Source organism: Komagataeibacter intermedius TF2, from assembly GCF_000964425.1.
Lineage (GTDB): Bacteria > Pseudomonadota > Alphaproteobacteria > Acetobacterales > Acetobacteraceae > Komagataeibacter > Komagataeibacter intermedius.
The window spans coordinates 1-22,658 of the sequence record NZ_BANF01000033.1; the positions used below are offsets into that span (position 1 = coordinate 1).

Here is a 22,658-nt window from a genome sequence, read left to right on the forward strand (position 1 = left end):
CGGCCGCCGGTGCGGGCTGTGCATCCGGTGCGGCGGCCTGCGGGGCAGGGGCCTCGGCCTGCGGCGGAACCTGGTGCGTCTTCGGGTGGCCACCGGGCGGGTTGTCGATGCCCGTCGCCACGACGGAAACGCGGATGCGGCCGTTCAGCGAGGTATCGATGGCCGAACCGAAAATGATGTTCGCGTCTTCCGCCACTTCTTCGCGGATGCGGTTTGCCGCCTGGTCCACTTCGAACAGGGTCAGGTCCTCGCCGCCGGTAATGTTGATCAGCAGGCCCTGCGCGCCGGACATGGAGGTATCTTCCAGCAGCGGGTTGGAAATGGCGTCCTCGGCTGCGGCGACGGCGCGGTTTTCGCCCTCGGCTTCACCCGTGCCCATCATCGCCTTGCCCATTTCCGCCATGATGGTGCGGATATCGGCAAAGTCCAGGTTGACCAGCCCCGGCGCCATCATCAGGTCGGTCACGCCGCGCACGCCCATGTACAGGACGTTGTCCGCCATCTTGAACGCGTCTTTCCAGCTTGTGCGCTCATTGGCCAGGCGGAACAGGTTCTGGTTGGGGATGATGATCAGCGTATCGACGAACTGCTGCAGTTCGGCAATGCCCGCTTCCGCCGATTTCGCGCGGCGGTGTCCTTCGAACGTGAACGGCTTGGTCACCACGCCCACGGTCAGGATGCCGCGTTCACGCGCCATGCGCGCAATGACGGGGGCAGCCCCCGTGCCGGTGCCGCCGCCCATGCCCGCGGTGATGAACACCATGTGCGCGCCATCAAGGTGGCGGGACAGTTCATCACAGGCTTCTTCCGCCGCGGCGCGGCCGATTTCGGGCTTCGCCCCCGCGCCAAGGCCCTGCGTCAGGTGCGGGCCAAGCTGGATGCGGCGGTCGGCGCTGCTGTGGGACAGCTGCTGGGCATCGGTGTTGGCGACAACGAATTCCACGCCCTGCAACTGCGAATGGATCATGTTGTCCACCGCATTCGTACCACCGCCGCCAACCCCGATCACTGTGATGCGGGGCGTGAAATCGGAATGATTCTGTTGCGGGATGGTCAGGTTGAGGGTCATGCTTGGCTCCCGATGGATTGGGGTAGGCGTGCTGGCATACTAATGGCAAAAGTACAATAAAGGGTTTTTACGCAAGATCATACCCTGTCACGTATGAAATCCACGAAACGTCTGACAAGGCTGCCGGGGCGGGTGTCACGGACGTCGGGTTCGCCCATTTCATCCGCCGCCCCCGCGGCCCAGGCCAGAAGGCCCGCGGATGTGGAGAACATCGGCCACGTCGCCGCGTTTTCGGGCAGGCCGACAATGCGCCGCGGGCGGCCAAGGCGCACCTGCCGGTTCAGGATACGCGCCGCCATCGGCCCGATTCCCTCCAGCAGCGACCCGCCACCCGTCAGGATCACCCGCCCGTCCGACGCGGGGCCGACGGCGGCCATTTCCAGCCTGTCACGTACCATCTCCAGGGTTTCCTCCACGCGCGGATGTATGATCGAGACAATCTTTGCGCGGGGAATTCTGACATAATGATGGTCGTTGTCACCAATCAACTGCACAAGAATGGGATTGTGATCGTCGCCCGCCAGAAGTTCGGCGGATCCGTGCATGGTTTTCAGCCGCTCGGCATTGTCGATGGAGGTGGACAGCCCGTGCGCGATGTCACGCGTGATGTGCAGCCCCCCCACGGGAATCGTGGCGGTATGCAGCAGCCGGCCTTCGCCAAACACCCCGATTGACGTGGTGCCCCCGCCCATGTCCACCACGGTTGCGCCAAGGTTGCGTTCGTCCTCGTTCATGACCGCAAGCCCGGAGGCGAGGGGTGAAGACACCATGCCCTCGATCTTCAGCTCCACGCGCGACAGCACGGCTTCGAGGTTGCGCAGCGCGGTGGTGTTGGCGTCGATCACATGCAGCCGCGCCGAAAGCAGGTCACACAGGTGCCCGCGCGGGTCCAGCACTTCCTGCGTGTCGTCCACCGCGTAATCCAGCGGCAGGGTATGGATGGCCGAACGCCCTTCCGACACCGCGCGCATGCGGCCCTCGGTTATGATCCGGCTGACATCGTTGCCCGTGATCTCGCGCCCGCCCACGGACCAGCGCGCGTTGATGTGACGGCTTTCGGGGTGGCCGCAGGACAGGTTGACGAAAATCGAATCCCGGCGTTCCGTCGCCATGTCCTCCGCCTGCGCCACGGCGGCGCGGATCGCGCTTTCCGCCTCGCGCAGGTCCACGATCCCGCCCGAACGCACGCCATGCGACCGCCGCCATCCGTGGCCGAGGATGCGGATGGTGTTGTCAGGCTCCCCCCGTCCGATCAGGCATACGATCTTGGTGGACCCGATATCCAGCACGCTGAACGGTCCCGTACGCAGCTTGCGTGTCGGCAGGCGCTCGCCCTCGGGGACAAGGGACAGCGCAGGCCGCGGCCGGGGCGCGCGTGCGGGCGTTCCGGCCCCCCGGATGGCGGGGACCGGGGCGGCCGCCGTGGTGGTCTTTGTCGCGGGAAGGGTCGTTCTGACCGGTCCCGGCACTGGATAAGTCATGCCCGCCTCCGTCTTGGACCGGTCTGGGGGGAAGAAAGCCATGGCGCGGAAGGATCCTGATCCCCGGTGGGGTCGGCCTGCGGCGGCGTGTCGCCCCTGTCCCGGTCGGTGTTGTCGTTCGGGGCAGGCGGGGCTTCACGCACGATCAGGCGGTCAGGCAGGCGCATGTCGATGGCGATCACCGGCCGGTCCAGTATTTTTATGTTTTCCTGCAATTGTGCAAGACGCTTCAGCGCAGCGACTTCCTGCCCTTCGGGCAGCAGCACGGTCGTGCCGTTGCGCAGCGTCAGGTTCCACCGCCGCTGGCCCACGCGGGATGCGGCCACGACATGGCTGCGTACTTCCGGCTGGGCCGACAGTTCATCAATCAGGGCGGCGGCGGCGGTGTTGGCGTCGGGGCCGACAACCAGCGGCAGCTGCATAAAGGCTTCGGCGTCCTTGCCGGTCATGCCCTGGTCGCGCACCTGGTTGCCTTCGCGGTCGATCAGCATGAAATGCCCGTGGTTCTGCCATACGGCAAAGGGACGGCGTTCAAACAGGTGGATGATGATGGTGCCGGGCAGGTGGCGTTCCACCACCGAATGATCGACAAATGGCAGCGCGTCGATGCGTTCGCGCGCGGCCGCCACGGAAAAGCCGAGGATGAAGTCCCCCGTGCGCACGCCCAGCGCCTGCTGCAGCGAGGGTTCGCTGGTCAGCACGCAGCCCGTCACGTCAATTTCGGTAATGCGCAGCGGCAGCATGTTGATGATCCGCCCGCGCAGCGGCGCGAAACGCGGGTCGGACCCGAAATGCCGGAACGCCGTGACGCAGCCCACCCCAAGCCCGAGCAGCACCAGCACCAGCAGCAACGGACGCAGCAGGCGTTTCTGGCGGCGCAGGAAGATCGAAAGCCGGGAAGGGCGGTCGCTGCTGTCGGTCGGTCGCCTCATGTACGGCAGGTCGCGTGGTCGATCATCCACTGGCACAGCGCGGCATAATCCATGCCGCAGGCCGCCGCCTGTTCCGGCAGCAGGGAGGTTGGCGTCATGCCCGGCTGGGTATTGGTTTCCAGAATGACAAGGCGGCCGGGCAGGTCCGCCCCCGCCGTGTCGTCATAGCGGAAGTCCGTGCGGCTGGCCCCCCTGCAGCCCAGCGCCCGGTGGGCGGCCAGCGCCAGTTCGCGCGCCTGTTCAAAGGCTGCGGGATGGATGCGCGCGGGCAGTTCGTGGCACGATCCGCCAGCAGCGTATTTGGCCTGATAGTCGTAAAAGCTGGGGCCGCTGCCCGTGGGGGTGATGTCGGTCACCGTCAGGGCGCGGTCTTCCAGCACGCCTACGGTCAGTTCCCTGCCCGGAATGTATTCTTCCACCAGCATGTGCGTGCCGAACGTCCATCCCCGCGCCAGCGTTGCGCGGCGGTTGCTGCCGGGGTGGATGATGTCCACGCCGACCGATGATCCCTCGTTCAGCGGCTTGACCACGTATGGGGCGGGGATCGGGTCCGCCGGTTCAAGCTGCGCTGGTGTCAGGACCAGTCCGGTGGCGACAGGCAGCCCTGCCGCCATGAACACGGTGCGCGCCGCGTCCTTGTCCATGGCGGTGGCTGACGCCCGCACGCCGGAATGGGTGTAGGCGATGCCCATCCAGTCCAGCACGCCCTGGATCGACCCGTCCTCGCCAAACCTGCCATGCATGGCGTTGAACACCACGTCCGGGCGGTGGTCGCGCAGGTCGCTTACAATGGCCAGCAGGTCCGGGCCCGCGTCAATGCAGCGCACGTCATGTCCAAGCCCGCGCAGGGCGTCGGCCACGTTGCGCCCGCTGGCAAGGCTGACCTCGCGTTCGGCGGACATGCCACCCATCAGGACGGAAACACGGCGGGCCGTCATGCGCTTTCTCCCATGCTGTGCGTGGCGGGGCGACCGATGCGTTTGATTTCCCAGCGCAATGTGACCGCCGTGTGATCATGCACGCGCTGGCGCACGGTATCGCCCAGTTGCTCCAGGTCGGCTGCGGTGGCATTGCCGGTGTTCAGCATGAAATTGCAGTGTTTTTCACTGATCTGCGCACCGCCCACCGTCAGGCCGCGACAGCCAGCCGCATCAATCAGTTCCCAGGCCTTGCGCTGTGATTCGTCGGGGTCGGGATTGCGGAAGGTGGACCCGCCGGTCCGGGCGCGTACAGGCTGCGCGGCCTCCCGCGCCGTGCGGATTTCATCGATTCGCTGGCGGATGATGGCGGGCGGCGCCACCATCGCGTTCAGCCGCACCCGCACCACGACCGACTGCGGGGGCAGGGTGGCGTGGCGATAGCCGAAGTCCAGCGAGGCTGCAGGCAGGCGCAGAAGCCTGCCATCACGCGTCACCACTTCCACCCAGTCCAGCACCGCCGACATGTCTGACCCGTACGCGCCCGCGTTCATGGCCACGGCCCCGCCGATCGAACCGGGAATGCCCGCAAGGAATTCCAGACCCGACAGGCCCGCTTCCGCCGCGTGTTCGGCAACCGTCATGTCCAGACAGGCCGCGCCTGCAACAAGCCCGTCACCATCGCGCGTGATGGTGGAAAATCCGCGCGCAAGGCGGATCACCATTCCGTCGATCCCGCCATCGCGCACGATCACGTTGGAACACGCGCCCAGCGGCAGGACGGGAACCTCCAGCGGCAGGTGCTTCATGACCTGCGCCAGGTCCTCGGCGCTGGCGGGCTGGAACAGCAGTTCCGCCGCCCCTCCCACGCGGAACCACGTGCGCGGGCCAAGGGCGGCCTGCGGCGTCAGGCGGCCACGCGGGCGAAAATCATCCGTGTCCAGAACCTGTGCCCATTGCGGCAGGGTGGCGGGGGCGGTGGTCATGAATGGGCATCCGCCTTCTGGGCCGGGGCATGGGCAATGCCCTGCAGGTCCGCAAGCTGCGCGGGCAGCGCCTGCGCCCAGTTGGTGATGCTGCCCGCACCCAGGCAGACCACGAAATCACCGGGCCGGGCGATGGCGTTGATCATTTCCGCAAGGTGTTCCGGACCCGGCAGCGGCACGACGGAGCGGTGCCCGCGTTCGCGCAGGCCCTCGACCAGCGCATCCCGGTCGATGTCTTCGATCGGCTGTTCGCCCGCGGCATAGACATCGGCGATGATGACGGTGCCCGCGTCGTTCATGCAGGTGCAGAATTCGTTGAACAGGGTTTTCAGCCGCGAATACCGGTGTGGCTGCATGACCGCGATCACGTTGCCCGCGCCCGCCTGCCGCGCGGCCTTCAGCACGGCGGCGATTTCCACGGGGTGGTGGCCGTAATCGTCGATGATGGTGATGCCGCCGGTTTCCCCCGTGCGGGTGAAGCGGCGCTTGACCCCCCGGAAGGCGGCGAAGGCGGAGCGGATGGTGGCGTCGTCTATTTCCATCTCCGTGCCGACCGCAATGGCCGCCAGCGCGTTCTGCACGTTGTGGTGGCCCAGCATGGGCAGGCGGAACGGCCCGGCCCGGCGCGAACGGTTGCGGTTGCGGTTGGTGATCACGACCTCGAACGTCGCCCCCAGCTTGTCGGTAATCACCTTTTCCGCGCGTACGTCCGCCTGCGGGGAAAAGCCGTAGGTGATGATCCGGTGGTCCGACAGGCGCGGGATCATCTGCTGCACGGCGGGATGGTCGATGCACAGCACCGCAAAGCCGTAGAACGGGATGTTGGAGACGAACTGGTCATACGCCGCCTGCATGGCCTCTTCCGTGCCCCAGTGGTCCAGGTGCTCGGGGTCCATGTTGGTCACGACCGTAATGACGGAGGGCAGGCGCAGGAAGGACCCGTCGCTTTCATCGGCCTCGACCACCATCCAGTCGCCCGACCCCATGCGGGTGTTGGTGCCGTAGGCTTCGATAATGCCGCCATTGATGACCGTGGGGTCCAGCTTCGCCGCTTCCAGCACGGCGGCGACAAGGCTGGTGGTGGTGGTCTTGCCATGCGTGCCGCCCACCGCCACCGACCACCGCAGGCGCATGAGTTCGGCCAGCATTTCCGCCCGCCGCACCACCGGGATCAGGCGCGCGCGCGCGGCCACCACTTCGGGATTGTCGCGCTTGACGGCGGTGGATGTCACCACGACCTGCGCATTGCCCAGGTTGGCGGCGTCATGGCCAATGGTCACGGGAATGCCGGCGGCGCGCAGGCGCGCGACATTGGCGCTTTCGGCAATGTCGGAACCCTGCACCGCATAGCCAAGCATGTGCAGCACTTCGGCAATGCCGGACATGCCAATTCCGCCAATGCCGACGAAGTGGATGGTGCCAATGGAAAGGGGCAGGGCTCTCATGTAATCAGGTCTCCGTGTTCGCGCAGGCGGACTTAAGCTGTGCGGGGCAGGTCAGGCAAGCGGGCTTCTATCATGTCCGCCAGACGGGCGGCGGCGTCGGGGCGGCCAAGGGCGGCTGCCGCCTGCGCCGTGCGGGCCAGCAGGTCACGGTCGGCCAGCAGTTCCCTCAGGCGCTGCGTCAGGGCAGGGGCGGTGAAATCGGGCTGGCGGATCATCCATGCCGCATGCGCATCGCACAGCGCCTGCGCATTCGCCCCCTGTTCGTCACGCGCGGCGATGGGCAGGGGCACCAGCAGCGACGGGCGGCCCGCGACCGTCAGTTCCGCAACCGATGATCCGCCCGCCCGGCCAATGACCAGATGGGCCGCGCGCAGGCGGTCGGGCACGTTGTCAAGGAACGGGGCGACCGTTGCCGGAATGCCCGCCGCGCGATAGGCGGCGCGCACACGTTCCACGTCTTCCGCGCGTGCCTGCTGCGTCACCTGCACCCGCGCGCGCAGGGCCGGGGCAAGGGCGGCAAGGGCGGGGGGAACCACGTCGCTGAATACGCGCGCGCCCAGCGACCCCCCCCATACCAGCAGGTTGATCACACCGTTGGAGGGGACATAGCCTTCCCCCGCCAGGGCCGCGATATCGGGCCGCACCGGCATGCCTGTCAGCGTGGCGGGAATCCCCTCGGGCACGCCCGCCACGACGGGAAACGATGTCGCGATGCCATTCATGCGCGGGGCAAGGAAGCCATTGGCCTTGCCCAGTACGGCATTGCCTTCGTGAATGAACAGCAGCGGCCGCCGGCCCTGTGGCAGCAGGCTGCCGCCCAGCAGCGGCGGCACGGACGGATACCCCCCGAACCCGATGATGGCCGAAGGCCGGATGCGCGACAGGATGCCCCGTGCCTGCATCACCCCGCGTCCCAGCGCCACGGCCGCGCGCGCCGCGCGGATGATGCCGCGCCCCGCGATCCCCGCGCCGGGCAGGACAAACTGCTGCCGCCCGGCAAAGACCCCGGTCTCGCGCATGCCTGCGCGCCGATCGGTCATGAGGATGATGTCATGCCCCCGGCGCACCAGTTCACAGGCCAGCGCCTCGGCTGGGAAAAAATGGCCGCCGGTGCCTCCGGCCGCGACAGCAATGCAGTGACGGGTCATGACGATGCTTTCTGCGATGGAGAGGGGGGCGGACCAAACTGCCCGAACCGGCCTTCGCCCACCCGGTTGCGGGTCAGCGCCAGCACCAGGCCGATTGTAAGCGCAACCGACATGGCGGAGGAACCACCATAGGAAATGAAGGGCAGCGTCATGCCCTTGGTCGGGATCAGGTGCAGCGTGGACCCCATGTTGACAAAGGCCTGCAGGCCAAAGCCGGTCACAAGTCCCGCCGTCGCCACCGTGATGAACGGGTCGTTTTCATGCAGCAGCTTGAGCAGCGTGCGGATGACGATGGTGGCGAACACCCCGATGATGAACAGGCACACCAGCATGCCGAATTCCTCCCCCGCCACGGCGAAGACGAAGTCGGCATGCGCATCGGGCAGCAGGTCCTTCACCCGGCCCTCGCCGGGGCCACGGCCCAGCAGGCCGCCATTGCCAAAGGCCCGCAGCGCGGTATCGATCTGGTAATGGTCCCCCACGGCGGGGTGCAGGAACCGTTCAACGCGTGAGCGCACGTGCGGGAACACCATGTACGCGCCCACAAACGCCGCGACCATGGCCGCCACCCCCGCCCCGACCAGGAACAGGCTCAGCCCGTCAATGAACAGCTGGGTCAGGAAAACCGTGGTGATGACGCTGAGCATTCCGATATCGGGCTGCGATTTCAGCAAAAGCAGCACCAGCGCGAACAGCCCGATCGCCACCAGCATGCCGGGAAAATACCGTCGCGTCCGGCGTTCGGTCAGCAGCCACGCCGTGACCACCGCAAAGAACGGCTTGAGGAATTCCGACGGCTGCACCGACATCATCGGCAGCGCGATCCACCGCCGCGCGCCCTTGATCTCGATCCCGTGCACCAGCGTCATGAATGTCGCCGCCAGCGCCAGCGCGAACCCGATCCACCCCGTCAGCCTGACCGCGCGCAGCGACATCATCGACGTGGCGATGACAATGACCGCCGCCAGCAGCAGGAAGCACACCTGCTTGAAAATGAACATGTCGCGCGATGCACCGATGCGCACGGCCACGGCGGGGCTGGCGGCCAGCATCAGGATATAGCCGAACCCGATCAGGATCCCCACGCAGATCAGCGTGACCCGGTCGATGCTGCGCCACCACCGTGCCGGCTGCGACGTGTTTATGCGCGACATGCCGCTCATGCGGGTGTGGTTCCATCCCTGCCGGTGGCCAGCCCGCGCACCAGTTCCGCAAAATGGTCCCCACGCGCCTCGAACCCGCTGAACTGGTCGAAACTGGCGCAGGCGGGCGACAGCATTACGACATCGGCCCCCAGTTCGCGCGCGCTGTCCAGCGCCTGCGGCACGGCGCGTTCAAGGGTATCGACAATGCGGTGGGGAACGTCGTGGCGGGCCAGTGTCGCCGCCAGAACCGGCGCGTCGCGCCCGATCAGCAGTGCTACGGCCACGCGGCTGAACAGGGGGGCCAGTTCCTCGATCCCGCCCGCCTTGGCCATGCCGCCTGCGATCCATACCATCCGGTCATGGCACGCCAGCGCGCGCGCGGTCGCGTCCGCATTGGTGGCCTTGCTGTCGTTGATGAAGCGGATGCCACCAACGCTACCTGCGGTCTTCTGCCGGTGGTCCAGCGCGCTGAAGGACGCAAGGGCGGGTTCCACCGCCGCGCGTGGCATGCCCAGATGCAGCGCCATGGCGGTCGCGGCGGCCGCGTTCTCGCGGTTATGGGTGCCCGGCAGGTCATGGACCGCATGCAGGTCGGCAATGACGCCCGCATGGTCACACAGCGCGCCCGGCGTGCAGTACAGGTCGCATTGCGGCATGTCCGCGCCACTGACGCAGGCGATGGTGCTGCGCGTTGGCGCAAGCCGCCTGCGGATCGTATCGTAATCGGGCAGCTTGTCGCCCAGCACCGCCAGGTCGCCCGCGTGCTGGTGGTCGAATACATGCAGCTTGGCGGCGATATACCCCGCCATGTCGCCATGACGGTCCAGATGGTCCGGCGTCAGGTTGAGCAGGCAGGCGACATTGAAATGCATCTGGTCCAGCCGTTCCAGCATGTAGGACGACATTTCCAGCACGTACACACCGTCATCAGGCAGCAGCGGCAGGGAAAGGGCCGCAGGCCCAAGGTTGCCGCCGGCTGCAACCGGCATGCCGCATCCGGCCAGCATGTGGGCCAGCAGCACCGTGGTGGTCGATTTGCCATTGGTGCCGGTAATGCCTGCGAACCGCGCGCGGCTGCCTGCCGCGCGCACGGCGCGGAACAGCAGTTCCGCATCCGACAGGATCGGCACCCCGGCTTCCACCGCCATGCGCGCCAGCGGGTGGGGGCTGGGCAGGTTGTGCGGAATGCCCGGCGACAGGACCAGCCCCGCCAGCCCCAGCATGTTCCTGAATGGTGCGACCGTCAGCCGGTCGTGCGGCGCAAGGGCCGCGCGCGCATCCGCCCGGTCGTCCCATGCATGCACGCTGGCCCCCATCGCCAGCAGGGCGGTGACGGCGGCGGCGCCATTGCGGCCCAGACCGGCCACGCCATAATGATGGGCCGCCAGCAGGGTGGGGGGAAACGCCGTGCTCACCGCAGTTTCAGCGTGGCCAGACCACACAGCCCCAGCACGATGGACACGATCCAGAAGCGGATGACGATCTTGGATTCCGCCCAGCCCTTCTTTTCAAAATGATGGTGCAGCGGCGCCATCAGGAACACGCGCCGCCCGGTGCGTTTGTACCAGAACACCTGGATGATGACGGAAAACGTCTCCACCACAAACAGCCCACCCACGATGCACAGCACCAGTTCATGCTTGACCGCGACGGCGACCGCCCCCAGCGCGCCACCCAGCGCCAGCGACCCTGTATCCCCCATGAATACGGCGGCAGGCGGCGCGTTGAACCACAGGAACCCAAGCCCCGCGCCCACAAGTGCTGAACAGAAGACCCCCAGCTCCCCCGTGCCCGGCACGGCATGCAGCTGCAGGTAGTCGGCAAAGACGTGGTTGCCCACAAGGTAGGAAATCAGCGCGAACACAAGGGCCGCGATAATGACCGGCACGATGGCCAGCCCGTCCAGCCCGTCGGTAAAGTTCACGGCGTTGCCAAAGCCCGTGATGGTGATCATGGCGAAGATCGGGAAGGCATAGCCCAGCGGCAGCAGCAGATCCTTGACGAACGGGAAGGCAAGGTGATTGGCAAGCTCCGGCGGCATCATGTGTTCCAGCCAGATCCCGCCAATCAGGGAGGCGCCGAACTCGCACCCCAGCCGCATGCGCTTGGACACGCCATCGGTATTGCGGCGCGACAGCTTCAGGTAATCATCGGCAAAGCCCACCGCGCCGAATGCCAGCGTGACCAGCATGACGGCCCAGACAAAACCGTTGGTCAGGTCCGCCCACAGCAGTGTGGACCCGAACAGCGAGATCAGGATCAGCACGCCGCCCATGGTAGGGGTGCCCACCTTTTCAATCAGGTGGCGTTCGGGGCCAAGCTTGCGGATGGGCTGGCCCCCGCGCTGGATACGGCGCAGCTGCGCGATCAGCGGGTTGCCAAGGCACAGGCTGATCACCAGCGCGGTCAGGCACGCAGCCCCGGAGCGGAAGGTGATGTAGCGGAACAGGTTGAGCATGGAGGTATGCGCCCCCGCATGCTGCTGGAACAGGTCATACAGCATCAGGCCTGCCCCACCCGCGCGTCATCCGCCGCGATGGCGGAAACGACGTGGCGCATCCGGCTGCCAAGGCTGCCCTTGACCATAACGGTGTCGCCCGCGCGCAGGGCGGCATGCACCAGCGGCGCAAGCTGGCGGGAATCAGGCGTCCACCCTCCCTGTAGGGAAGAAGGCAGGGTGTCAAAGAGTGTTTTCATATTCGGGCCGCAACAGAAGACAATATCCGCGTTCGCGCGGACGGCAGGGAGAAGGGAGACATGCTCATGCCGTGCAAACGCGCCCAGTTCAAGCATGTCACCCAGGACAGCGATACGCCGCCCCGTGGCAACCAGCCCCAGCAGGTCTAGGGCCGCCTGTACGGATGCGGGTGATGCATTGTAGCTTTCATCCAGCAGGGTGACCTTGTCATGCATCACCTTTGCCATCGCCCCGCGTCCCGCGCCGGGGTGGAAGGCGGCCAGTCCCGCGACCGCATGCCCCATGTCCGCGCCCAGCGCGCGGGCCGCCGCCAGCGCCAGCATCGCGTTCCCGGCCATGTGGCGTCCCGGCGCGTTCACCCGTGCATGTCCCTGCCAGCCGGGCAGGCGCAGGTCGAACCCGCTGCCCTGTGCGTCGGATGTCACGTCCGTTGCCTGCACGGTGCAGTCCGCCGTCGTCCCCGCCCACCACAGCGTGGCGCCTGCGGCAGCGGCATTGTCGCGGAAATATGCGGCGCCGGTCACGTCATGGGGCACGATGCCGGTCCCGCCACGGGGCAGCGCCAGCAGGATTTCCGCCTTTTCACGCGCAATGGCGTCGATGCTGCCCATAAGCCCGAGGTGCGAGGACGCGACCGTGGTCACGACCGTAACATCAGGCCGCACCATGGCGGCCAGTGGTGCGATCTCGCCGGGGTGGTTCATCCCGATTTCACATACGCAGTACGCAGCCGTGGCGGGCAGGCGCGCCAGCGTCAGCGGCACGCCCCAGTGGTTGTTGTACGACGCCACGGCATAATGCGTGGGACCGCACGCCGCCAGCGCATGGCGCAGCATGTCCTTGACCGATGTCTTGCCCACGCTGCCGGTCACCGCCACCATGCGCCCCCCAAAGCGCGCGCGCGCGAAACGCGCCATGTCCTGCATGGCCACCAGCGTATCGTCCACATGCATGATGCGCGGGTCATCGCCACACGGCTCATGCGCCACGACCGCCGCCGCCCCGGCATCCAGCGCCGCCGCGACATGGGCATGCCCGTTGCTGTTTTCGCCCTTCAGCGCAATGAACACGTCACCGGGCTTCAGCGTGCGCGTATCGATCGAGACGCCGGTCCCGGCAATGTCCGCATGCGATGCCGGGGGAAAATGTCCCGATGTCGCGGCCAGCAGGTCCGCGCGGTTCCATAGCAGTGTCATTCATTCCCCATCAGGCCGCGGATGACCGTGGCATCATCAAATGGCAGGACATCGCGGCCCACGATCTGTCCCTGTTCATGTCCCTTGCCCGCGACCACCAGCACGTCGCCTGCATCCAGCATGTCCAGCCCGGCGGCGATGGCCTGCCGCCGGTCCCCGATTTCGGTTGCGCCGGGTGCGGCCGCCATGATTGCGGCGCGAATGGCGGCGGGCTGTTCCGTGCGGGGATTGTCGTCGGTCACGATCACCCGGTCCGCCAGGCGGGTGGCGGTTTCCCCCATGACGGGCCGCTTGCCCCGGTCGCGGTCGCCGCCCGCCCCCATGACCACCACCAGGCGGCCACGGGTGTGCGGGCGCAGGGAACGTAGCAGGCGTTCCAGCGCATCAGGCGTATGGGCGTAATCGACATATGCTGCAGCCCCGCTGGACAGGACCGCAACCTGTTCCATCCGTCCCCGCACGCCGCGCAGCCGTGCCAGCAGGGGCACGGACCGGTCCGGCCCGTCCACGTCCCTGTCCGCCATGGCCGCGGCCAGCAGCATGTTATCCACCTGGAAACGCCCCACCAGCGGCACCGTGACCTCGTGTTCCATGGCGGCGGTGGCGATGCGCAGGACCTGTCCCGTGGGGGTGGGGCGTGCCTCCAGCAGGCGCAGGGTGGCGCCCTGTTCGCCGGTGCTGCGCAGGACAAGGTCGCGGCGTCGGGCGATGTCGGTAATCGCAGCACAGGTGGCCACGTCCATGTCCGCGTTGATGGCGGCAATGCCGCCTTCGGGCAGGATGGTGTCAAACAGCCGCAGTTTCGCCGCGCGGTAGTGTTCGGTCGTGCCGTGGTAATCCAGATGGTCCCGTGTCAGGTTGCTGAAGCCCGCGGCATAGGGCGTCAGTCCATCCAGCCTGCGCTGTTCCAGTCCGTGGGATGATGCCTCGATCGCCACGTGGCCTACGCCATTTTCCGCCATTGCGCCCAGCAGGCGCATAAGTCCCACGCTGTCCGGCGTGGTCAGCACCGGCCCGCAATCGGGCAGGACGCAGGGGGCGACGGCCCCCAACGTGCCAATGGTGCCCGCAGCATCCCCCCGCAGCGTCCAGATCTGGCGCAGGAACTCCACGGTACTGGTCTTGCCGTTCGTGCCGGTGACCGCCGCGATACATTCAGGGACATGCGGCGTCAGCACGCGTGCGACCTGCGCCAGCGTGCGCCGCGCGTCCGGCACCCGTATCGCCACGATGCCCGCAGGCACGTCATGCGGCGACATGTCCAGCAGCACGGCCACGGCCCCGCCGGCCACGGCCTGCGGGATATAGGACCGGCCATCCATGTGCGTCCCATGCAGCGCGGCGAAGATCATGCCGGGACGGACGGCGCGGCTGTCGGCGGTGATGCCGGTGATGGACAGGTGATCCGGCACGGCGGACAGGGGTGTCTCCACGCCGGCGCGGCGCAGGACTTCAGGCAGGCGCATTGCTCTCATCCCCTGTTGTGCGCACGCGGGGCGGGCAGGCTGTCCACATCGTTGCGGGCATGCAGGTTACGGGAGGGAACCTGTGCCGTATCGGCGGCGCCACGGGGGGGATGCGCATGGCGGCCCGCCGTCTCGCGTTCATGTTCATGCAGGTGGGCTGTGCCCGGATCATAGCCCGGCCCCAGCGCGCGATAGCCGCGCGGCACGGCAGGCTTCATGGGAATGGCCAGCGAGGCCTCGATCGTCGCCGCATGCTGCGTGTCGGGAAACAGGCCCAGCATCGGGGCGATGCGGGTAATCATGTGCGACGCCGTGGGGGCCGCGTTCCAGCCCGCCGTGGTCCAGCCATGGGTCTGCGCCGTGGGCTTGGGGCTGTCCAGCATGACATAGATCGCGTAACGCGGCGCGTTCATGGGGAAAATGCCGGTAAAGGCGGAAACGTTGACGTGTTTGAGATAGCCGCCATGCGGACCGATCTTTTCCGCCGTTCCCGTCTTGCCGCCCACGTAATAACCGGGAGATTCCGCTTTCTGCCCCGTGCCTTTCGCCACGTCCAGCCGCAGGATCCTGCGCAGGATGTCCGAATTGGCCGCCGAAATCAGGCGTTCGGCATCAGCGGGCATGCCGGGCGTCGCATCCGGCGCGTCGGGTGTCGTCCCGTCATGGCTGGCCTCGGCCGCAACCAGCGTGGGCTTGAGCAGGAAGCCCCCATTGGCGGTTGCCGCCGTGCCCCGGACGATGGAAAGCGGCGGTTCGGCCACGCCATGGCCAAACGCCACCGTCATGGTGGTTGATACGCCCCAGTTATGGACGGAGGGCACGATGGGCCGCCCCGCTTCGGGCAGTTCGACCGGCACGCGGGAAAAGAAGCCCATGTTGCGCAGCCAGTCCTGCTGGCGCGCGGCCCCCGCATCCAGCGCGATGTGCGCCGCCGCCGGGTTGGAGGAATAGGCCATGACTTCGGGCAGGGACAGCCACGGCGCGAAATGGTCGTTCTTCATGTCCGATATGGTGAAGCGGCCGATCTTGATGGGCGTACTGGAAAAGCTGTCCCATATGTGCGCGACCCCTTCCTGCAGGGCCATGGCCACGGTCTGCAGCTTGAAGGTCGATCCGGGTTCGTACATGCCGGTTACGGCACGGTTGAAGCGGGAATCAGGCGATGCGCGGCCAAAGTCATTGGCGTCGTAATCGGGCAGGCTGACCATGGTTATGATTTCGCCGGTGTGCACGTCCATCACTATGGCGCATGCCCCGATGGCCTGGAACGTGTCCATGGCGGACTGCAGTTCGTCATGCACCACGTTCTGCACGCGCACATCCACCGACAGGCGCAGTGGCGCACGATCGCTGTCCAGCCGTTTGTCGAAAAACCGTTCGATGCCCGCTACACCGTGGTCGTCAATGTCCACGCCACCCAGGATCTGGGCGGCCACGCGGCCCATGGGATAGCGGCGACGCTCGCCCGGTTCGAAATAGATGCCCGGAATGCCCAGGTTGTTGATCGCCAGTTCCTGCGCCGGGGAAATGTCACGCGCCAGATAGACGAACTGCTTGTTCAGCGACAGGCGGCGTTTCGTTTCTTCCTCGTTCAGGGTGGGCAGGGCGCCTTTCAGCTTGTGGGCCGCATCGGTGGCGTCGATCATTTCCTGTGGGTTGGCATAGACCTGCGCCACCGGCAGCGACATGGCAAGTACCTGCCCGCTACGGTCGACAATCGATGCGCGGTGCACCTGCGGCAGTGCGATATCCCCCGCGATCATGCCCTTGGGGTCGCTTTTGGGGATGGGGGGAACCTGTGGCGCGATCTGCTGCTGCTGTGGCGGCATGGGGCGGATGATCGTCGCCAGCGTCAGCTTCAGGCCAATGGCCGAAAACAGGATACAGAACACCCCCGCCACGACCACAAGGCGCGCATGCATCCGGTCCTGCGCCATAAGCGTACGCAGGCTGCCACCAACAGGGATGGTCTCCTGCGCGCGTCTGGCTGGCTGGTCATGGTTCGGGTCGGTCATGCGCGTTCCGGGCCGGTGGGCCGACGGGGTGGTGGGACAGGGGTCAGTCAGTTGCTGACAGGCACCGGCGGCGGCAGGGTGCTGACATGGGGCGTGCCAAGGGAACTGCCGCCCATATGCACGGGGGCCGCCACGGGGCGCCAGGCTGCCTCGGCTATGTTCTGGCTGTGCGCATGATAGCTGCCGGCCCCCATGCGGGTGGGGGAGACGATGCTGTCATGCATGGCGGCAACATGCGTGGGTTCCGCTGCCGCCACGGCCACCGGGCGTTCGGGTGCGTGAACGTGCTCCACCACCGGGGCATGGGCCACGGGGGTCCGGACATCGTTCTGCGCCAGGGCGCGGGCCAGCGCGTCATGCTGTGCTGTGGGGGCGGGTTCGCTGCGACGGGGCGCGGCCGCCACGTGATCGACATGCGGCGTGGGCGGGGATGCGGGCAGGGGCGGGGCCACGTGCGGCGTCACGTCATGGGGCGCCGGGACCGCGACATGATCCGCTGCAAGCGTTGCGACCATGGTGGCGCGCGGGGCCGGGGCGGGGCGATGCATCGGGCTGCCGGGGGCAGGCATGTGGGACGCCAGTGCGGACATCTGCACGAACTGCGTGGGGGTGACCGGCTGCAGCCCCCTGTCATACCGGCTGGCCAGCGTGCCCAGCCGGTCGGGCTGGTTCAGCATGGCCCATTCGGCACGCAGCATGGCCGTCTGTGAACGCACGTGTTCGGTCTGTTCCACGATCTGGGCGATCTGGTGATCAAGCGCGGTGGTCTGCTGCTTCTTGTTATACAGGAACAGGCCCGATATCGCCGCCACCACGGCGCAGAAAAACGTGACAAACCGACTCATTCGGCAGGTTCCGATGCTGGAATGGATGAGGGGGCAATGCATTCCATCGCGCGCAGTCTTGCGCTGCGTGCACGTGGATTACGGCGGGTTTCGTCGTCTCCCGGCCGGATGGGGCGTCCGGTCAGCAGCCTGAAATCTGCAGGCGCGGCACGCGCGGTCATGGCGCGCGGGTCATGGCGCGAGGGGGCGGGCATGCGGCCCGCAGCCCGCGACATGGCCTGCTTGACCAGCCTGTCCTCCAGCGAATGGAACGACACGACCACCAGCCGGCCGCCGGGGGCAAGCAGGCGCGGGGCCTGTTCCAGCACGCGGGTGATCTGGCCCAGTTCGTCATTGACGTGAATGCGCAGGCCCTGGAACGTGCGGGTGGCGGGGTCGATGCCCGAGCGGTCGGGACGCACGACCGAACGCACCACATCGGCCAGTTGCGACGTGCGCAGCAGCGGGGCTTCGGCCCGGGCGGCCACGATGGCGCGGGCCACGCGGCGCGACAGCCGTTCCTCGCCATAATGGTAGATGATGTCGGCCAGCTCGTTTTCAGGCAGGGTGTTGACCACGTCGGCCGCTGTCGGCCCCGTGTCATTCATGCGCATGTCCAGCGGACCATCCATGCGGAAGGAGAAGCCACGCTCGGCCTCATCGATCTGGTAGGACGATACGCCAAGGTCCAGCACGATGCCGTCCACCGTCGTGACGCCGTCGCCCGCCAGCAGGTCCGCCATGTCGGCAAATCCGCCATGAAGCAGGTGCAGCCGCGACCCGCCCCGCGCATCGGGGAAGGCGGGGGCAAGTGCTGCGCCGCGCGCAATGGCGGCGGGATCGCGGTCTATGCCCCAGAGCTGGCAGTCGCGCGCGGCAAGGATGGCGCGCGCATAGCCGCCGCCGCCGAATGTGCCGTCCACGTAACGTCCGCCATCATGCGGGGCGAGGTATTCCATGACCTCGGCCAGCATGACGGGCACATGCCCGGGGTCGTGCGGGGGGAAGGGGCCGTTCATTGCGGCGTGCCCGTGCCGCCGGCGGCGCCCCGGCCCGAGGTCAGGCGGCGGGCGCGTTCGCGCGCGGTGGTGCGGCGTGCAAGTGCCGCCTGCGGATCCCAGATCTGGAAGGTGCGGCCCAGCCCCATGAAGGTGACCTGATCCGTCAGGCCCGCATATGTGCGCAGCGTTTCGGGCAGCAGGATGCGACCTTCCTTGTCTGCTTCGAATGGATAGGCATCGGCATACAGCGCGGTGGCGAGGTCGTCGTGGTCTTCGGAAAAAATATCCATCTCATCCAGCGGGCGGGTCAGTGCGGCAAATGCATCGGCGGGCCATGCCTCAAGGCAGGGGTGCAGATGGGACGGGCGCAGTATGGCCAGTGGCTCGCCCGATTTGGCCCTGGCACGCAGCGCCGTGCGGAATGCGGAGGGAATGGAAACCCGTCCTTTTGCATCCAGCCGGTTCTGGTGTGTGCCCAGGAATACACTCACGCTGCGCGATGCCCTCCCTTGGCATGAATTTCAGGAACCGGATGGAACGCCCGCGGGCGATGCCGCCAGGATCTGGCTGACCGCCCTCTGTCCGGTGTGATCATGGGATAACATGGGATTTTATGGGTGGTCAATTAAAGATGTAGGAAAGATGGCTGAAAACTGCAGTTATTCCAGCACTGGCGGGTTGGGATGCAGGTAAAGCGGGCAAAGGGCACGCAATATGGCAGCAATGTGATATGTTTATGTTTTGTTCTTTGGTATTAATACTTGTAAACAACTCTGGGTAGAGCGCCCCGCGCCCCCCGATTCACGCCAGAAACAGGAAAAAATGCCAGACGGTCTGTAAGCCGGGTTCTGTCCGCCCATGGGGCGGGACGGTCATTCCTCTGCGATGAACCTTGCGGCACACCTTGCGCGACCAACCCGAACGACGGGGCGGAAACCCCTGATGGCGCCTTGCGGCCCATCCGTCGTTCCTATTCGGTCTTGCTCCCGGTGGGGTTTGCCCTGCCATCCATGTTACCATGGATGCGGTGCGCTCTTGCCGCACCGTTTCACCCTTGCCCCCAACGCTGCCTGCATTGCTGCGGGCACCGCCGTGGGGGCGGTCTGTTTTCTGTGGCACTGTCCCTGGGGTCGCCCCCGCCGGCCGTTAGCCGGCACCGTTTTTCCGTGGAGCCCGGACTTTCCTCCATCACGCGGCATGACCACGCGACAGCGACCGTCCGACCGTCTGGCATGCGGAAACTGGCGGTGCATGCCCCCTGCGTCAAGCGATAAATGATACGGAAGGGGTGGCCATGCCCTTTTTGAATTCCGTTTCCCTGCCGGAGATGCGTCCATGCCAGATTCCGCCGCCGTGTCCCGTCCCGGCCTGCTGACCCGCCTGCTGCTGGGGGGCATGAAGCTGCGCGCCGCCCGCCGTGCCGAAGTCCCCCACACGCTGGAGGACATGCGCCGCAAGCTGGACCGCCCATGTTTTCCCATGGCGCTGTCATCGCTGCAGGTGCGGCGCGTGATCGAATGCCGCGTGCCCGGCAGCCATGGCCTGCTGTCCGCGCGGCTGTATGTGCCCTATGGCCGGGTGCATGGCGTGGTGCTGTTCATGCATGGGGGCGGGTATGTGCATTGCGGGCTGAATTCGCACCACGGCATCTGTTGCAGGCTGGCGCGGCAGTCGGGGGCGGCTGTGCTGTCCATTGCCTACGGCCTTGCGCCTGAAAACCGTTTTCCCGTTGCGGTGGATGACTGCTGGGCCGCGTTGCAGTGGCTGGCGGGGGAGGCGCATCGCTGGGGTGGGCCGATCGCGGTGGCGGGCGACAGCGCGGGCGGCACGCTGGCGGCGGTGCTGGCGCAGATGGCGCGTGACCGGGGCGGGCCGGAACTGGCCATGCAGCTGCTGTATTATCCGTCACTGTATGGCGAACGCGGCGTGCCGTCGCGCCAGACCTATGCCAGCGGCTACATGCTGTCGACCAAGCTTATGGAATGGTATGCCGAACAGTATATCCGCACGCCCGCCGACCTGCGCGACCCGCGGCTTGCGCCCATATGCGCCCGGTCGCTGGCGGGGCTGGCGCCCGCGGTGATCGGGCTGGCGCAGTGCGACCCCCTGCATGACGAGGGCACCGGCTACGCCGCCGCCATGCAGCAGGCCGGATGCGTGGCGCAGACCCGCACATGGCGGGGTACGGTGCACGGGTTCCTGAACTTCTATTCCTTCCTGCCCGCCGGGCGCGAAGCCATACGCTATGGTGCTCATGCCCTGAAGCAGGCCCTGCGCGGCGGGGGCGTGGTCAGCGCGGCAGCGGGTGGAAGACCCCCGGTGACTGCCAGTCCGTCTGCGCCTGCTGGTCAACCCGATCGATCTGCAGCGTAAACAGGCGTGGCAGGGTGCTGCGGTCGCCGGGGCATTTGCCGGAATGTTTTTCCATGACGTCGATGCGCGTGGCGTCCGGCGGGTCATTGCCGTTGACCACAAACAGCAGGCAGTCCTTGGAATCCGACGTCATGCCGTTATGGGTGACGATGGTGCGGAAATGTTCGACCAGCGCGGTGTTGTCAAACCAGCTTGTGCGCGAAAAGGTCAGCCTGTCGGCCGCCTGATCCAGCCAGCCCATGCGGCCGACCAGAAAGACAAGGGCCGCCATGGGTACGATCATGAGCACCCGGCGCACGATCCGCTGTTTCAGGGTGACGGGGCCGCGCCTGCGGGTCAGGCGCGGCGGTGTTGGTGCGGGGGCTTTGGTCATGCGCGGATTATTTCTTCATGTCCTCGTGCCACAGGTGCCCTGACTGCGACAGCAGGTTGCGTGCGCCTTCCGGCCCCCATGTTCCTGCGGCGTAAGGTTCCAGCGGGGCCTTGTTGTCCTTCCATCCCTGCAGGATCGGGTCGATCCAGCGCCACGCGGCGGCCACTTCGTCACGGCGGATGAACAGGATCGGATCTCCGCGCACCACATCCAGCAGCAGGCGTTCGTAGGCGTCGGGATAGCGGATGTTGAAGGCTTTTTCGAATTCGATGTTGATGTCGGCCTGGCGCAGCGCAAGGCTGTCGGTGGGCGTGGGGTCCTTGGTGGAAACCGACAGCATCACCCCTTCATCGGGCTGGATGCGGATGATCAGCCGGTTGGGTTCGGGCCGGTTGGCGAAGATCGACCACGGCGCGGACTTGAACTGGATCACGATCTCGCTGGACTTTTCCGCCATGCGCTTGCCCGAACGCAGGTAGAACGGCACGTTGCCCCACCGCCATGTCAGGATTTCGGCCTTCAGCGCGACAAAGGTTTCCGTCTCGCTTGTCACCCCTTCGCCCAGATCCTCCAGGTAGCTGCTGACCGTCCTGTCGCCAATGGTGCCGCGCATGTACTGCCCGCGCGAGGTATAGATCGCCACGTCATCAGCCGGGATGGGCCGGAGCGCATGCAGCACCTTCAGCTTCTCATTGCGCACGCTGTCGGCTTCCAGCGAAACCGGCGGGTCCATCGCCACAAGGCACAGCACCTGCAGCAGGTGGTTCTGGATCATGTCGCGCAGCGCGCCGGAACGGTCGTAATACGCACCACGCCCTTCCACGCCCACGGTTTCAGCCGCGGTGATCTGCACGTATTCGATCGCATCGCATGACCACAGGCGTTCGAACACCGGGTTGGCGAAGCGCAGCGCGATCAGGTTCTGGACCGTTTCCTTGCCAAGGTAGTGGTCGATGCGGAAAATCTGGTTTTCGTGGAAGTGCCGCCCCACGCTGTCATTGATCGCTTCCGCGCTGGCAAGGTCGGTGCCGATGGGTTTTTCCAGCACCACGCGCGACTGTTCAGTGATCAGCCCCTGCGTATCCAGGTTTTCACAGATCTGCCCATACAGCGCGGGCGACGTGGCCAGGTAATAGACCCGGATGCGGGTGGGCGGCGCCGCGCTCAGCAGGTCCTTCAGCGCGGGCCAGTCGCTTTCGGCTTCCGCGCCGTTCAGGCTGACATAATGCACCATGTTCAGGAAACGCTGCACCGTGGCGTCATCCAGCGCGTCGGGCTGGACATGTTCGTTCAGGGCCGCATGCGCGCGCTGCTGGTAATCCGCGCGGGACAGGGGGGAGCGCGCGGTGCCGATAATGCGCGAATCATCCGGGATCTGCCCATCACGGTATCGGTGATACAGCGCAGGCAGCAGCTTGCGCATGGTCAGGTCACCCGTCCCGCCGAAAACGATGTAGTCAAAGGTGTCAACGGGGGGAAGATGTGCCATGGAAGTCGGCCTCCTGCCTGTATATGGTGCCAGGCATGCCTGCCGGGCATGCGCGGTATATGGGGCATGACGCAAATGCGGCATACTGGCGTGCCGCTTC

The 22,658-nt window shown here is 66.5% G+C and carries 19 protein-coding genes and 1 other RNA gene; 1 reads left to right on the forward strand and 19 read right to left on the reverse strand.

Going from position 1 to position 22,658, the window contains the following annotated elements; translation table 11 throughout:
• From ftsZ to rnpB, 17 genes are all read right to left on the reverse strand, one after another.
• Window positions 1-1,069 (reverse strand): cell division protein FtsZ (ftsZ, locus tag B7449_RS06450; RefSeq protein WP_048883509.1); only part of this gene is annotated, 1,069 nt, incomplete at its 3' end.
• 77 nt (window positions 1,070-1,146) lie between these two features.
• Window positions 1,147-2,550 carry a cell division protein FtsA gene (ftsA, locus tag B7449_RS06455; RefSeq protein ID WP_235721303.1) on the reverse strand — a complete coding sequence of 468 codons (1,404 nt, stop codon included), beginning with the start codon at window positions 2,548-2,550 and terminating at the stop codon, window positions 1,147-1,149.
• Window positions 2,547-3,482: a cell division protein FtsQ/DivIB gene (locus tag B7449_RS06460; protein ID WP_039733424.1), complete on the reverse strand. Its 936-nt coding sequence runs from the start codon at window positions 3,480-3,482 to the stop codon at window positions 2,547-2,549. The genes ftsA and B7449_RS06460 overlap by 4 nt, the downstream gene beginning before the upstream one ends.
• Entirely contained in the window at window positions 3,479-4,420 is a 942-nt protein-coding gene (locus tag B7449_RS06465) for a D-alanine--D-alanine ligase (protein ID WP_039733423.1), read from the reverse strand. Before B7449_RS06465 ends, B7449_RS06460 begins: the two co-directional genes overlap by 4 nt.
• Complete coding sequence (gene murB / locus B7449_RS06470) at window positions 4,417-5,385, reverse strand: UDP-N-acetylmuramate dehydrogenase (protein ID WP_039733422.1); 969 nt, start codon at window positions 5,383-5,385, stop codon at window positions 4,417-4,419. Before murB ends, B7449_RS06465 begins: the two co-directional genes overlap by 4 nt.
• Window positions 5,382-6,830 carry a UDP-N-acetylmuramate--L-alanine ligase gene (murC, locus tag B7449_RS06475; protein ID WP_039733421.1) on the reverse strand — a complete coding sequence of 483 codons (1,449 nt, stop codon included), beginning with the start codon at window positions 6,828-6,830 and terminating at the stop codon, window positions 5,382-5,384. Before murC ends, murB begins: the two co-directional genes overlap by 4 nt.
• Before the next feature lie 32 nt (window positions 6,831-6,862).
• Entirely contained in the window at window positions 6,863-7,978 is a 1,116-nt protein-coding gene (locus B7449_RS06480; protein ID WP_039733420.1) for a UDP-N-acetylglucosamine--N-acetylmuramyl-(pentapeptide) pyrophosphoryl-undecaprenol N-acetylglucosamine transferase, read from the reverse strand.
• Window positions 7,975-9,141, reverse strand: a complete 1,167-nt coding sequence (locus tag B7449_RS06485; protein ID WP_039733419.1) for an FtsW/RodA/SpoVE family cell cycle protein — start codon at window positions 9,139-9,141, stop codon at window positions 7,975-7,977. Before B7449_RS06485 ends, B7449_RS06480 begins: the two co-directional genes overlap by 4 nt.
• The gene (murD, locus tag B7449_RS06490) at window positions 9,138-10,538 is read right to left on the reverse strand and encodes a UDP-N-acetylmuramoyl-L-alanine--D-glutamate ligase (protein ID WP_039733418.1); all 1,401 of its coding nucleotides are present in this window, start codon (window positions 10,536-10,538) and stop codon (window positions 9,138-9,140) included. Before murD ends, B7449_RS06485 begins: the two co-directional genes overlap by 4 nt.
• On the reverse strand, window positions 10,535-11,626 hold the full coding sequence (gene mraY / locus B7449_RS06495; protein WP_039733417.1) for a phospho-N-acetylmuramoyl-pentapeptide-transferase: 1,092 nt from the start codon (window positions 11,624-11,626) through the stop codon (window positions 10,535-10,537). The genes murD and mraY overlap by 4 nt, the downstream gene beginning before the upstream one ends.
• Window positions 11,626-13,017 carry a UDP-N-acetylmuramoyl-tripeptide--D-alanyl-D-alanine ligase gene (locus tag B7449_RS06500; protein ID WP_039733416.1) on the reverse strand — a complete coding sequence of 464 codons (1,392 nt, stop codon included), beginning with the start codon at window positions 13,015-13,017 and terminating at the stop codon, window positions 11,626-11,628. The genes mraY and B7449_RS06500 overlap by 1 nt, the downstream gene beginning before the upstream one ends.
• Entirely contained in the window at window positions 13,014-14,483 is a 1,470-nt protein-coding gene (locus B7449_RS06505) for a UDP-N-acetylmuramoyl-L-alanyl-D-glutamate--2,6-diaminopimelate ligase (protein ID WP_039733415.1), read from the reverse strand. Before B7449_RS06505 ends, B7449_RS06500 begins: the two co-directional genes overlap by 4 nt.
• Window positions 14,484-14,488: 5 nt before the next feature.
• Window positions 14,489-16,498, reverse strand: a complete 2,010-nt coding sequence (locus B7449_RS06510; RefSeq protein ID WP_039733414.1) for a peptidoglycan D,D-transpeptidase FtsI family protein — start codon at window positions 16,496-16,498, stop codon at window positions 14,489-14,491.
• 47 nt (window positions 16,499-16,545) lie between these two features.
• Window positions 16,546-17,343, reverse strand: coding sequence for a cell division protein FtsL (gene ftsL / locus B7449_RS06515; protein ID WP_039733413.1), 798 nt, complete (start codon window positions 17,341-17,343; stop codon window positions 16,546-16,548).
• Window positions 17,340-18,341 (reverse strand): 16S rRNA (cytosine(1402)-N(4))-methyltransferase RsmH, encoded by a 1,002-nt coding sequence (gene rsmH, locus B7449_RS06520; protein ID WP_039733412.1) that lies wholly within the window; start codon window positions 18,339-18,341, stop codon window positions 17,340-17,342. The genes ftsL and rsmH overlap by 4 nt, the downstream gene beginning before the upstream one ends.
• Window positions 18,338-18,814, reverse strand: a complete 477-nt coding sequence (mraZ, locus tag B7449_RS06525; protein WP_039733411.1) for a division/cell wall cluster transcriptional repressor MraZ — start codon at window positions 18,812-18,814, stop codon at window positions 18,338-18,340. The genes rsmH and mraZ overlap by 4 nt, the downstream gene beginning before the upstream one ends.
• A 330-nt stretch (window positions 18,815-19,144) precedes the next feature.
• An RNA gene (rnpB, locus tag B7449_RS06530) (RNase P RNA component class A) lies at window positions 19,145-19,554 on the reverse strand.
• A gap of 104 nt (window positions 19,555-19,658) precedes the next feature.
• On the opposite strand from rnpB, the gene B7449_RS06535 reads away from it, so the two are divergent.
• Entirely contained in the window at window positions 19,659-20,696 is a 1,038-nt protein-coding gene (locus B7449_RS06535; RefSeq protein WP_039733410.1) for an alpha/beta hydrolase, read from the forward strand.
• On the opposite strand, the gene B7449_RS06540 is transcribed toward B7449_RS06535, so the two are convergent.
• On the reverse strand, window positions 20,614-21,069 hold the full coding sequence (locus tag B7449_RS06540; protein ID WP_039733409.1) for a hypothetical protein: 456 nt from the start codon (window positions 21,067-21,069) through the stop codon (window positions 20,614-20,616). The genes B7449_RS06535 and B7449_RS06540 overlap by 83 nt on opposite strands.
• 7 nt (window positions 21,070-21,076) lie before the next feature.
• Complete coding sequence (zwf, locus tag B7449_RS06545) at window positions 21,077-22,558, reverse strand: glucose-6-phosphate dehydrogenase (protein ID WP_039733408.1); 1,482 nt, start codon at window positions 22,556-22,558, stop codon at window positions 21,077-21,079.
• Between the last annotated feature and the right edge of the window lie 100 nt (window positions 22,559-22,658).

What these genes read in the sequence shown, in the direction of transcription:
- ftsA (WP_235721303.1), bottom strand. Translation starts at nt 2,550, where the DNA reads ATGACTTATCCAGTGCCGGGACCGGTCAGAACGACCCTTCCCGCGACA.
- B7449_RS06460 (WP_039733424.1), bottom strand. Translation starts at nt 3,482, where the DNA reads ATGAGGCGACCGACCGACAGCAGCGACCGCCCTTCCCGGCTTTCGATC.
- B7449_RS06465 (WP_039733423.1), bottom strand. Translation starts at nt 4,420, where the DNA reads ATGACGGCCCGCCGTGTTTCCGTCCTGATGGGTGGCATGTCCGCCGAA.
- murB (WP_039733422.1), bottom strand. Translation starts at nt 5,385, where the DNA reads ATGACCACCGCCCCCGCCACCCTGCCGCAATGGGCACAGGTTCTGGAC.
- murC (WP_039733421.1), bottom strand. Translation starts at nt 6,830, where the DNA reads ATGAGAGCCCTGCCCCTTTCCATTGGCACCATCCACTTCGTCGGCATT.
- B7449_RS06480 (WP_039733420.1), bottom strand. Translation starts at nt 7,978, where the DNA reads ATGACCCGTCACTGCATTGCTGTCGCGGCCGGAGGCACCGGCGGCCAT.
- B7449_RS06485 (WP_039733419.1), bottom strand. Translation starts at nt 9,141, where the DNA reads ATGAGCGGCATGTCGCGCATAAACACGTCGCAGCCGGCACGGTGGTGG.
- mraY (WP_039733417.1), bottom strand. Translation starts at nt 11,626, where the DNA reads ATGCTGTATGACCTGTTCCAGCAGCATGCGGGGGCGCATACCTCCATG.
- B7449_RS06500 (WP_039733416.1), bottom strand. Translation starts at nt 13,017, where the DNA reads ATGACACTGCTATGGAACCGCGCGGACCTGCTGGCCGCGACATCGGGA.
- B7449_RS06505 (WP_039733415.1), bottom strand. Translation starts at nt 14,483, where the DNA reads ATGCGCCTGCCTGAAGTCCTGCGCCGCGCCGGCGTGGAGACACCCCTG.
- B7449_RS06510 (WP_039733414.1), bottom strand. Translation starts at nt 16,498, where the DNA reads ATGACCGACCCGAACCATGACCAGCCAGCCAGACGCGCGCAGGAGACC.
- ftsL (WP_039733413.1), bottom strand. Translation starts at nt 17,343, where the DNA reads ATGAGTCGGTTTGTCACGTTTTTCTGCGCCGTGGTGGCGGCGATATCG.
- rsmH (WP_039733412.1), bottom strand. Translation starts at nt 18,341, where the DNA reads ATGAACGGCCCCTTCCCCCCGCACGACCCCGGGCATGTGCCCGTCATG.
- B7449_RS06535 (WP_039733410.1), top strand. Translation starts at nt 19,659, where the DNA reads ATGCCAGATTCCGCCGCCGTGTCCCGTCCCGGCCTGCTGACCCGCCTG.
- B7449_RS06540 (WP_039733409.1), bottom strand. Translation starts at nt 21,069, where the DNA reads ATGACCAAAGCCCCCGCACCAACACCGCCGCGCCTGACCCGCAGGCGC.
- zwf (WP_039733408.1), bottom strand. Translation starts at nt 22,558, where the DNA reads ATGGCACATCTTCCCCCCGTTGACACCTTTGACTACATCGTTTTCGGC.